This window comes from Pseudomonas sp. SDO524_S393 (assembly GCF_054071875.1).
This window is the reverse complement of record NZ_JBSVVZ010000031.1, coordinates 1-11,103: the sequence shown is the minus strand read 5'-3', so window position 1 is coordinate 11,103 and position 11,103 is coordinate 1. Positions and strand designations below refer to the sequence as shown.

Sequence of the window (11,103 nt, the reverse complement as noted above, 5' to 3'; positions counted from 1 at the left end):
CCGCGCAGAACGGAGTACCTCAATGACCGTGTTCAGCTTCGCTTATACCCTGCATGTACTGGCCGCCCTGATCTGGGTCGGCGGCATGTTTTTCGCCTGGATGATCCTGCGCCCCGCCGCTGTGGCGGCACTTGAGGGCCCTGCCCGGCTCAAGCTGTGGGCAAATGTGTTTCAACGTTTTTTTGTGTGGGTGTGGGTCGCCGTGGTGATTTTGCCGATCAGCGGTGTTGGCCTGCTGCAATTGCGCTTCAACGGTTTCGAGACCGCGCCGCGTTATGTGCAGGTGATGATGGGGCTGTATCTGGTGATGACGGCGCTGTTCATCCGCATCCAGGCACTGAAGTTTCCGGAACTGCGCGACGCGGTGGCGGCCGAGGATTGGCCGGCGGGGGCTGCGGTGTTGGGGCAGATTCGCAGGTTGGTGGGGATCAACTTGATCGTCGGGCTGCTGGTGGTCGCGGTGGCTTCGGCTCGACCAATGTTCTGAAGCAAGCTTTCAGGGCATCATCGCGGGCAAGCCCGGCTCCCACAGGTGAAATGCATTCCAGTGTAGGCGCCGGGCTTGCCCGCGATGGCGTCAGGCCAAACGCCTCAAAGCCGCTGAATGGTCACAGCACCCGCAGGCCCGGCCGGCCCCGGCTGCCCTTCCAGACCCGGACGGCCCTTTTCGCCGCCGTCGGCGCGGTACACCAGGCAACCTTTGGACTGGCCGCCACGGCCCGGTTTGCCGGCCGTGCCTGCCAGGCCGCCGGCGCCGCCTTCGACCCAGACCTTGATGCGTTCGGCGGGAAAGTCCTGCGGCAACTCGACCCGTACCTGAGCGCCGGCTGCGCCCGGCAGGCCGTCGCCGCCGTTGTCACCATTGGCCCCGCGACCGGCCGAACCCCAGGTGCATCCAGGATCCGCGCCGTTGGCGCCATCCAGTCCGGCATAGCCCTGGGCACCGGCACCACCCCGGGCATCCACCGACAGCACCTCGGCGCTCAGCGCATCGATACGCAAGGTGAGATCACGTCCGGGCTTGGCCGGTTTTTCATGGGTACCGGGAGCGCCACGGGAAGTGATCTGACTGCCTTGATCCAACTGTGCATGGCGCACCTGCAATTGCAGCCCGGTGCCGCCCGGAGCAATGGCGATCCGCGCATCACGCCCCAAGTGAAGTTCTTCCACCGTCACCTGGCTGATGGTGGCCGGAATCAACAAGGTGCCGTAGTCCGCCACGTCCAGGCGCTCGAGTTGCAACACGCTGGTACTGCTGGGCAGGCGCATCAGTGAATTGGTTTCCACACTGACGGTCTGGGCCAGGGCTACAGGACTGGCCAGCAGGGCCAACAGAAAAACCTTACGCATGATTGGCCTCCCGGGTTACTTCATCGACAGTGATTTCATTCGCAGCCACAGGCGCCGACAGGCCCTGCACATGGAACATTCCGACCAACAGGATCTGCAAACGGTCACGCCAGGGATGGGCACGGTGTTTGACGCTGGCGTTGAACAGCAGCAACTCCAGCAGGTGGGTGAGGAACAACAGACTGCCGGCCAGGCTGACCAACAGGTGGAACGGATTGGGCAACGGCTGGAACAGATTGACCAGCACCACGACCCAGAACAGCAACGTCAGAAACTTCCCCAGCCCCCAAAACACCTTCATCCCGCATGCCCCCTGCACATTATTCTTTGGGCGCACAGTACCGACTTCTGCGGGCGATTTGCCAGTGAAGGATTAAAAAACTTGATAAAGGGCCGGTTTGGCCGCGATTTCGCCGAGGATCGCCAGCAATGCCCCTGTGGATCCCACAGGGGCAAGGGCCGTCAGCGGTTGATCTGAATTTCCACGCGACGGTTCAAGGCGCGGCCTTCAGCAGTTTTGTTGTCGGCCACCGGATGGCTTTCGCCGGCACCGGTCACGGACACGAAATTGCTGCGGGGCAAGCCGGAGCCGATCAGGTAGTCGGTCACCGAGTGGGCGCGTTTTTCCGAGAGTTTCTGGTTGTAGGCGTCTTTACCCACGCTGTCGGTATGACCACTGACCCGCAACCGGGCACTCGGCGCTTCCTGTTTCAGGCGGGTGGCGACGGCGTCGAGCTTGGTTTTGTCCGCCTGCGTCAACCTGGCCGAGTCGAACTCGAAGTGCACGTCCCGAATCACGATGGTTTCTTCCTTGACCACGACCACCTCTTCGACCACCGCCGGTGTCGGCGTGGGTGGGCAGCCGTTGGCATCGACCTGTACGCCTTTGGGGGTGCCCGGGCACTTGTCGCGGCTGTCTGGCACACCGTCGCCGTCTTCGTCACCGTCGCCGTGGACCCAGCAATAGGCGCCGGCCATGCCGCCGATCAGCAGCGCACCGGCACCGGCGTACGCCGAGCTTTCAGTGGCGCCGATCGCCGCACCGGTCACACCGCCCACGGCGGCGCAGGTGGGCCAATCGGTTTTTTGCAAGCCTGCGCAACCTGTCAATACTCCGGTTAGCAGAACCAAGGGTAGAGCTGTCCGCATGATGCTCATCTGATTTCTCCTGAGGGGATCGGCGGGGGCCGATGGGTGGAGTAAAGACGGCTCTTTTCATCTGCGCCACTACGCCACGCCCCCGTATTCATTGAGGATCGCGGCTTTTGTCGGACTTTTCCGCGCCGCCCGCTCTAGGCCCGCACGCTCAGCCGCGCTAGTCTCTACGGTCCTGATGTGAGGATCTCTGATGACCGCCGGCATTTCTTCCCGTACACCCCAGCAAGCCCTGGCCGCCCTGCTCGATTTGCACTCGCCCAAACGCCTGCTTTTGTTGGGCGCCAGTCAGTTTCCGGCGCTGGAGGCATTTCAAGCCGCGCATCCCGAGACCGAGGTGGCCGTTGCACCGCCCGGGCCGCTGCCGACGGAACTGGCGGCGCGGCGTTTTGACCTGGCGCTGGTGGTCGACTGCCTGGAGCACCTGTCAAAACCACAGGGCCTGACCTTGCTGGGCGGCATTCGCAACCTCAATGCCAGCCGCATTGCGGTGCTGGTGGACCTGGGCGCCTGCGACTGGAAAGACACCGACTTCTTCTCCCTGGCCCTGCAGGCCGGCGAGCGTTTCCAAAGGGACGAGCAGGTTCTGACGCTGTTCACCTACGATCTGCTTGACTATAAACAGGTGCCGGACTGGCTCAACGCCCGCTTCTGGGCCAACCCGGAAAACTTCGGCAAGTATTGGTGGTAACCCGATGAGTACATCCATTTGCCCCTGCGGCAGTGGCAACCTGCTGGATGCCTGCTGCGGCCACTATCACGCTGGCCACCCCGCGCCCTGTGCCACCGCGCTGATGCGCTCGCGCTACAGCGCCTATGTGCTGGGCCTGGTCGACTACCTGGTCGCCACCACCCTGCCCTCGCAACAGGCCGGGCTGGACCGCGACGCCATCGGCGCCTGGAGTGCCCAGAGCACCTGGCTGGGCCTGGCGGTGGAAAGCTCCGAAGTATTCGGCGGCCAGCCGGAACACGCCTTTGTGACCTTCACCGCGCGCTGGCATGACAGCACCGGCGAACATAGCCACCGCGAGCAGTCTTCTTTCGTACAGAATGAGGGGCGCTGGTACTTCATCGACCCGACCGTGGAGGTGAAGGCCGGACGCAACGACCCGTGCCTGTGCGGCAGTGGTCAGAAATTCAAGAAGTGCTGTTCCGGCTACTTCTAACTCCCCACAGGACAGACGCCATGCTTCGGATCTACAGCTTGATGCTGGCGCTGACCTTCGGCCTGAGCGGCTGTGCGTCGTGGTTCGAAGACAACGCGCCACCGCCCCACGTATCGCTGGTGAAAGTCGAAGTGGTACGGGCCAAGTTGCTCCAACAGAAATTCAAACTGTACTTTCGTGTGGACAACCGCGACGACGCCGACCTGACGGTGCGCGGCCTGATCTACAAGGTCACGCTCGACGATTTCGTGCTGACCGAGGGCGAGTCCAACGAGTGGCTTACCGTGCCGCCCCGTGGCCATGCTTTTTTCCGGATTACAGTGCGCACCAACCTCTGGCCGCAGATCCGGGATGTGGTGCAGATGCTGAAAAATCCCGATCACCCCGTGCCCTATCGCCTGGAAGGTGAACTGAAAACCGGATTATTCATCGGTAATGACGTGCAGGTGGCCCACAATGGCGAGATAATCCCCGGCGATTTTATTCCGGAGCGACATCGATGACTCAGCAACCCCATGTCCATGGTCCCGACTGCAACCACGATCACGATCATCATGATCACGACCACGGCCATGTCCACGGCCCGAACTGCGGCCACGCTCACCACGAGCCCGTGCGCAACGCCCTGAAGGACGTTGGCCGCAACGATCCTTGCCCATGCGGCAGCGCGAAGAAATTCAAGAAGTGCCACGGGGCCTGATGCCCTGACTCAGGCTGTGAGCGGGCTTGTTGTGGTGAGCGGGCTTGTGTGGGAGCGGGCTTGCTCGCGAATGCCGTGTGTCAGTCACTGTGTTCATATCTGACCCACCGCTTTCGCGAGCAAGCCCGCTCCCACATTTGGATGGCATTTCAAATTCAGGCTCTGCGTTGAAACAACAACGCCACTTCAAGCCCTCCGCCTTCCCGATTCCTCAAGCTCAACGTCCCTTCATGCGCCCGCGCGATGGTATGGGCAATGCTCAACCCGAGCCCGTACCCGCCGGTTTCGGCATTGCGTGAACCCTCGACCCGATAAAACGGCTCCATCACCTGTTCCAGTTGTTCCTGGGGAATCCCCGGCCCGCGGTCGCTGATGACGATCGTCAAGGTATCCGCCTGATCCTCGACCCGCACCACCACTTCACTGCCATACCGCACCGCGTTTTCCAGCAGGTTCTGCACACAGCGTTTGAGGCTGCGCGCATAGCCCGGCAGTGGTTGTCTGGCGCGGCCTTCGATACGCACGGTTTCGCCCACGTCTTCCAGGTCCGCCTGCAAACTTTGCAGCAAGGCGTTGATGTCGATGTTCTGCCGCGTCTCGTTGATTTCGCCGCTGCTGACGAAGTCCAGGGTGCTGGACACCATGTGTTCCATTTCTTCCAGGTCGCTGCGGAAACGCTCTTTGGTGCGGTTGTCTTCCAGCATTTCGGTGCGCAGACGCAGGCGCGTGATGGGTGAGCGCAGATCGTGGGAAATCGCCGCGAGAAAGCGTGTGCGCTCGGCAATGTTCGCAATCAGCCGCTGCTGCATGGCATTGAAGGCCTGGGCGGCACGGCGCACTTCCGTGGGGCCGTCCACCGACAGCGGCGGGCGCTGGATATCCCGGCCCAGGGCTTCGGCGGCCTTGGCCAGGGCATTGAGTGGACGGATCGCCAGGCGCACCGCCACCAGGGCGATCACCACCAGCACCAGCACCCGCAGCAGGTAGATACGCATCACGTAATCGAACAGCAGGTCCAGCGGTGAGGTGCTGGTCCAGCCCTGCTCCTCGCTGGCATCGACCTGCAACCAGCGTCCGTCGGGCAGGCGCAGGTCGATGAGGAATTGTCCCACCACCGGCCTGGAACCCAGCAGGGTCGAAAGCCCGGCGGTCTGCCCGTCGCCATCCACCAGCGACAGGCGCAACAGGATCAGGGTCTGGGCATAGCCGGTCTTCTCCGACAGCACTTTTTTGATCAGGCGTTCGGTGGGCCGGTCACTGTCGTGCAGTGTGCTCGGGGTGTTGCTGGCCTGCTCGCTGAGGGTGAGGCGGAAGTTCGGTGTGTCGAGCAACTTGATCAGTTGGTCCGCCTGCTGCGGATCGCTGTGCACCAGCCGTACCACGTCCGCCAGGCGAGTGGCGATCAACCGCGCGGGGATCTCCAGCACCTGGCCATGCCGCCGGTCGTACCAGATGCTGCTGGTCAGGGCCTGCGCGGCGAGCATGCCGCTGACCAGAATCAGCACCAGCCGCCCGAACAGTGAGCGCGGCAGCAGCCTCACGGCTCCAGCACCACATCATCGGCGGTGAGCATGTAGCCCTCGTTGCGCACGGTCTTGATCAGGCCCGCCGGCAGTTGCGAGCGCAGGCGGCTGACGCACACATCGATGGAACGGTCGAACGGTGTGCTGTCCTTGTCGAACACGTGGTTGAGTAGAAAGTCGCGGCTCAGCGGGCGGTTGGGGTGCTGCAACAGCAGACGCAGCACGCGGTAATCCGAATTGCCGAGGCTGACCACCACGCCCTCCGGCGACAGCAGTTGCCGGGCGCGGGTGTCGAGTTGCCAACCGGCGAAGCGGATGCTCGGCGCTTCATCCAGGCGTGCGCGGTCCGGGAAGCTCTGCACACGGCGCAGCACCACCTTGATGCGCACCAGCAACTCCCGTGGGTCGAAGGGTTTGGGCAGGTAGTCATCGGCGCCGATCTCCAGGCCGACGATGCGGTCGATCAACGAGCCCTTGGCCGTCAACATCACCACCGGTGTGTTGGAACTTACCCGCAGCTCGCGGCACAGGCTCAGGCCGTCTTCGCCGGGCAGCATCAGGTCGAGGACGATCAGGTCGATGACGTTCAACTCCAGGCGCCGGCGCATTTCCTTGCCGTCGGCAGCGGTGGACACCTGGAAGCCGGCGTCGCTCAGGTAGTCGCAGAGCAGTTGGCGGATTTGCGGGTCGTCATCGACGATCAACAGGTGGTCTTGCTTGGCCATGGGCAGTCAATCCGAAAAACAATGAAACGCAGCAAATAGCGGAAAGTTCAGCCAGCCGCGCAGGCAAATGTAATGGAATGTTGTGGGAAACCCTAATCACGCATCAGCGATACAAACCCGGGGTATGGCAGGCGAAATCGCTCTTTAGACTACCGAACCTAAATGAGAGTAATTGTAATTTAGACTCGGAAGCCTCCCATGTCATTGCCCACACCTCGCAGCCACACGCTGCACACCACCCTGGCGCCGATGTTCGGCCTGCTGGCTGCCGGCAGCGTCGTACCTGCTGCCTTTGCGGATGCACCGACGGTCAAGTCCAACGATTCGGTGCTGAGCCTGCCGGAAATCAAGGTCGATGGTGAAGCCACTTCCACCTTCAAAGTGGACCGCGTGACCTCGGCCAAAATCAGCCAGCCGCTGCTGGATGCGCCGCAGAGCGTGACCATCGTGCCGCAACAGGTGCTCAAGGAGCAAAACGCGCAGACCCTGCAGGAAGTGCTGCGCAACGTACCGGGCATTACCTTTATGTCCGGCGAAGGCAACCTGGGCTGGGGCGACCTGTTTTCGATCCGCGGGTTTTCTTCCGAGCAAAGCCTGACCGTCGACGGCGTGCGCGATGCCGGCATGTCGACGCGTACCGATACGTTCAACCTGCAACAGGCCGAAGTGTTCAAGGGCACCGGCTCCATCGAGTCCGGTGTGTCGGCGGTGGGCGGCAGCGTCAACCTGGTCAGCAAGGAAGCGCACCTGGGCGATGCCAACAAGGTTTCCGCCGGGATCGGCACCGACAGCTACCGTCGCCTCACCGCCGACCTGAACAAGCAACTCAACGACACCACCGCCGTGCGCATCAACTTGATGAAGCACTACAACCAGGTGGCCGAGCGTGACAACGTGGACTACGACCGCTGGGGCATCGCGACTTCGTTCGGTTTCGGCCTGGGCACCGATACGCGGCTGTTCATCGACACCTTCTACCAGAAAGACACCAACACCCCGGACGGCGGCGTGCCCATCCAGCGCGGCACCAACGGCGACCGCATGCCCGGCGTGAAACGCTCCAACTGGTATGGCGATTCCCACCTCTATACCCAGCAGAACAAAACTACTTCGCTGACCGCGCGCCTGGAACATGACTTCGACTGGAACGACGCCAACCTGCGCAACCAGACGCGCTGGGAACGCAGCGACAACTTCGCTGTACTTTCCCCGGCCCGCTTCTTCGCGGCCAATGCCAACGGCCAGAAAACCTGCACCGGCACTCGCTGTGCGACCTTGGGCTACACCGGTGTAGGACCACTGAGCCAAGTGCCCGGTAGCACCGTGAATGCCTACACCGACTACGTGAACAACAGCAACACCGCCTACGGCATCCTGCGGGGCAGCGACTTCGGCCTATCCAAGCGCTACACCATCCTGGATAACCAGACCGACTTCAGCTTCAAGTTCAATACCGGCAGCCTGCAACACGCGGTGGTGTCGGGTCTGGAGTTCTACCACGAGACCTACGGCGGCCTGAAACGCAACGCCGAAGTGCCGGCCGGCGACATGCTCTTCGACATGAACGACCCCAGCCATAGTTTCGCCAGCACCTACGTGACCAAAGGCGAAGGCGACCCGCGCTCGGTGATCGACAACGCCGGTATCTACCTGGGCGACACCGTCACCCTCAATGATCAATGGCAGATCCTCGGCTCGCTGCGCTACGACAACTGGCGCGCCCAGACCACCCAGCGCGGCCAGGCCAACATCAGCAGCACCGATGGCGCCGTGAGCGGCCGTGTGGGCGCGGTCTACAAGCCGTTGCCCAACGGCAGCATCTACGTGTCCTACAGCGAAGCGGCGCAACCGTCGGCGCTGGGTGCCTCGACCAACAACCAGATCTACGGTGCGGCAAGCACCAGCAACTACAGCCCGGCCAAGTCCAAGACCTACGAACTGGGCACCAAGTGGGACATCGCCCACGACATGCTGAATGTCACCGCCGCGATCTTCCGCACCGAACTGGACAACGCCTGGGAATACCAGGACGGCGAATCCGCCCCGGTACGTGCCCTGCCCGCCAAGCGCGTGGACGGCATAGAACTCGGCCTGCAAGGTAATATCACCCCGCGCTGGACCGCCTACACCGGCTTCTCGGCGCTCAAGAGTACCCAGACCAAAGGCATCAACAAGGGCGAGGAAGCCAAGAACGTTCCCGACCTGACCGCCAACCTGTGGACCACCTACGCCGTCACCGACGCCCTCAGCCTGAGCTACGGCGAGCAGTACGTAGGCCGGCGCCGCTATAGCGACAACAAATACGTGGGCGGCCTGAACAACAACAGCAGCTACGCCAACGGCCCGTCCGGGGTGGCCGCCATCTATGTGCGCGACCACGAAAAAGCGCCGGGTTACTGGCTGAGCAACGTGGCGGCGCAGTACAAGGTGAACAAGGACACCACGGTCAACCTCAACCTCAACAATGTGTTCAATAAGTTCTACTACAGCCAGATCGGCGCCTCCCTCGACGGCTTCCAGCTGTACGGCATTCCCGGTGCAGGGCGCACTCTCACCGCCAGCGTCGACTATGAGTTCTAAGGCGTGCTGATCGAAATCCCGGGGCTGCTCAGCGCCCCTGAAGTCGACGCCACGGTGGCGGCCTTGCTCGATCAGCCCTGGGTTGACGGCAAGGTCACTGCCGGACAGCGCTCGGCCCTGGCGAAAAACAACCGCCAGTTGCCGGACGATTCGTCGGTAGCGCTTCGCATCGGTGAGCAGATTCTGAAGCGGCTGTCGGACAACGCGCTGTTCATGTCCGCCGCGCTGCCCAAGCGTATCTACCCGCCGCTGTTCAACCGCTACAGCGCTGGCGAAGCGTTCGACTGGCACATCGACAATGCCATTCGCGGCCTCAAGGGCGTGCGCGAACGGGTGCGCACCGACATCTCCGCCACCTTGTTCCTGGCCGACCCGGCCAGCTACGACGGTGGCGAACTGGTGATCCGCGACACCTTTGGCGAACACGCGGTGAAGCTGCCGGCCGGCCACCTGCTGATCTATCCCGGCAGCAGCCTGCACAAGATCAACCCGGTCACGCGCGGTGAACGGATTGCCAGTTTCTTCTGGATCGAAAGCCTGGTGCGCGAGGACAGCCAGCGCCAACTGCTGCTGGACATGGACATCGCGATTCAGACCCTCACCGCCCAGAACGCCGATCCCCACGCGCTGCTGCAACTGAGCGGCGCCTATCACAACCTGTTGCGGCGCTGGAGCGATGTCTGATGCGCCGCCTTCACCTGGAGTCCCCGCCATGTTGAAACCCCGTAACCTGCTCCAGCTCGGCGTACTGTTCGCTGCGCTGGTCCTCGGCCACGCCGAAACCGCCGCGGCCCATGAAGTCACCGACGTGTTGGGCCGCAAGGTCGAAGTGTCCGACAGCGTCAAGCGCGTGGTCCTCGGCGAAGGTCGCCTGATTTCGGCGTTTGCCCTCTTGGACAAAGACGCGCCGTTCCAGCGTATCGTTGGCTGGCAGAACGACTTGAAGCTGCTCGACCAGCACACCTACAACGCCTACGTGGCGAAATTTCCCACGGTCAAAGACATTCCGTTGATCGGCCAAGCGTCGGAACAAAGCGTCAGCGCCGAGGAAATCCTTTCGCTCAAGCCCGACCTTGCCGTGTTCAGCATTTCCGGCCACGGTCCGACCGAGCACAGCCCGGTGGCCGACGTGCTGGCCAAGGCCGGGATCCCGGTGCTGTTCGTCGACTTTCGCATCAACCCGGTGCAAGGCACCCACACCAGCATGACCGCGCTGGGCCAGGCATTGGGACGCGACGCCCAGGCCAAGGCGTTCCTGGCCTTCTACGACCAGCACATCAAGGTCATCACCGACGCCGTCGCCACCCTGCCCGCCGGCCCGCGCCCGAGCGTGTTCCTCGAACTGCTGGCCGGCGCCTGGCAGGCACCGGGGCACACCACCGGCAAGAGCGGCATGGGTGAAGTGATCAAACTGGTCGGCGGGCGCAATATCGCCGCCGACGTGGTGCCGGGCGCGCTGGGCGACATCAGTGTCGAATACGCGCTGAAGGCCGACCCGGATGTGTACGTGGCCACCGGCAACCACAAACCCGGGCTGATCCTCGGCGCCGGTGTGAGCAGCGACGACGCACGCGAGGCGTTCGAGCGCGTGCTGGCACGTCCGGAATTCGCCAACCTTCGTGCGATCCGCGAGGGCAATTCCCACGGCCTGTGGCATGACTTCTACAACTCGCCGTACAACCTGCTGGCGATTGAGTCGTTGGCCAAATGGGTGCATCCAGAGCTGTTTGCCACGCTGGACCCGCAAGCCACCATGGAGCAGATCAACCAGCAGTTCCTGGGGATGCCGTTGCAGGGTGCTTACTGGATTGACGGCAAGCCTGTGACAGAAACGCGGTAAAAACTGTGGGAGCGGGCTTGCTCGCGAATACGGAGTGTCAGTCACTGAATAGGTCGACTGATAC

13 protein-coding genes are annotated in these 11,103 nt (G+C 62.7%); 8 read left to right on the top strand and 5 right to left on the bottom strand.

Going from position 1 to position 11,103, the window contains the following annotated elements; translation table 11 throughout:
• Positions 1-22 precede the first annotated feature (22 nt).
• Positions 23-487: a CopD family protein gene (locus ACW9IB_RS15445; protein ID WP_457414340.1), complete on the top strand. Its 465-nt coding sequence runs from the start codon at positions 23-25 to the stop codon at positions 485-487.
• 104 nt (positions 488-591) lie between these two features.
• On the opposite strand, the gene ACW9IB_RS15440 is transcribed toward ACW9IB_RS15445, so the two are convergent.
• From ACW9IB_RS15440 to ACW9IB_RS15430, 3 genes are all read right to left on the bottom strand, one after another.
• Positions 592-1,350, bottom strand: a complete 759-nt coding sequence (locus ACW9IB_RS15440) for a collagen-like protein (protein ID WP_457414338.1) — start codon at positions 1,348-1,350, stop codon at positions 592-594.
• Positions 1,343-1,651 (bottom strand): DUF1145 domain-containing protein, encoded by a 309-nt coding sequence (locus ACW9IB_RS15435; protein WP_457366442.1) that lies wholly within the window; start codon positions 1,649-1,651, stop codon positions 1,343-1,345. The genes ACW9IB_RS15440 and ACW9IB_RS15435 overlap by 8 nt, the downstream gene beginning before the upstream one ends.
• A gap of 161 nt (positions 1,652-1,812) precedes the next feature.
• Complete coding sequence (locus ACW9IB_RS15430) at positions 1,813-2,508, bottom strand: OmpA family protein (RefSeq protein ID WP_457414337.1); 696 nt, start codon at positions 2,506-2,508, stop codon at positions 1,813-1,815.
• 190 nt (positions 2,509-2,698) lie between these two features.
• Here ACW9IB_RS15430 and ACW9IB_RS15425 point away from each other — a divergent pair, with 190 nt between their 5' ends.
• The 4 genes from ACW9IB_RS15425 to ACW9IB_RS15410 are packed head-to-tail and all read left to right on the top strand — an operon-like array spanning position 2,699 to position 4,371.
• Positions 2,699-3,196, top strand: coding sequence for a DUF6231 family protein (locus ACW9IB_RS15425; protein WP_457414335.1), 498 nt, complete (start codon positions 2,699-2,701; stop codon positions 3,194-3,196).
• 4 nt (positions 3,197-3,200) lie between these two features.
• Positions 3,201-3,671: a YchJ family protein gene (locus ACW9IB_RS15420; protein ID WP_457414333.1), complete on the top strand. Its 471-nt coding sequence runs from the start codon at positions 3,201-3,203 to the stop codon at positions 3,669-3,671.
• Between the two features lie 20 nt (positions 3,672-3,691).
• Positions 3,692-4,174 (top strand): LEA type 2 family protein, encoded by a 483-nt coding sequence (locus ACW9IB_RS15415; protein ID WP_457414331.1) that lies wholly within the window; start codon positions 3,692-3,694, stop codon positions 4,172-4,174.
• Positions 4,171-4,371, top strand: coding sequence for an SEC-C metal-binding domain-containing protein (locus ACW9IB_RS15410; protein ID WP_457366437.1), 201 nt, complete (start codon positions 4,171-4,173; stop codon positions 4,369-4,371). Before ACW9IB_RS15415 ends, ACW9IB_RS15410 begins: the two co-directional genes overlap by 4 nt.
• 155 nt (positions 4,372-4,526) lie before the next feature.
• Here the strand turns inward: ACW9IB_RS15410 and ACW9IB_RS15405 are convergent, their stop codons facing one another.
• On the bottom strand, positions 4,527-5,912 hold the full coding sequence (locus ACW9IB_RS15405; RefSeq protein WP_457414330.1) for an ATP-binding protein: 1,386 nt from the start codon (positions 5,910-5,912) through the stop codon (positions 4,527-4,529).
• A complete protein-coding gene (locus ACW9IB_RS15400) occupies positions 5,909-6,619 on the bottom strand; it encodes a response regulator (RefSeq protein ID WP_457366435.1) in 711 nt (236 codons plus the stop codon). Before ACW9IB_RS15400 ends, ACW9IB_RS15405 begins: the two co-directional genes overlap by 4 nt.
• Before the next feature lie 198 nt (positions 6,620-6,817).
• Between ACW9IB_RS15400 and ACW9IB_RS15395 the strand changes: the two genes are divergently transcribed.
• Genes ACW9IB_RS15395 through ACW9IB_RS15385 form a run of 3 tightly spaced genes read left to right on the top strand, consistent with a single transcriptional unit; the run spans position 6,818 to position 11,039 of the window.
• Positions 6,818-9,199 (top strand): TonB-dependent receptor, encoded by a 2,382-nt coding sequence (locus ACW9IB_RS15395; protein ID WP_457414328.1) that lies wholly within the window; start codon positions 6,818-6,820, stop codon positions 9,197-9,199.
• A 3-nt stretch (positions 9,200-9,202) separates the two neighbouring features.
• A complete protein-coding gene (locus tag ACW9IB_RS15390; protein ID WP_457414326.1) occupies positions 9,203-9,883 on the top strand; it encodes a Fe2+-dependent dioxygenase in 681 nt (226 codons plus the stop codon).
• A gap of 28 nt (positions 9,884-9,911) precedes the next feature.
• A complete protein-coding gene (locus tag ACW9IB_RS15385; RefSeq protein WP_457414325.1) occupies positions 9,912-11,039 on the top strand; it encodes an ABC transporter substrate-binding protein in 1,128 nt (375 codons plus the stop codon).
• Positions 11,040-11,103: the final 64 nt, after the last annotated feature.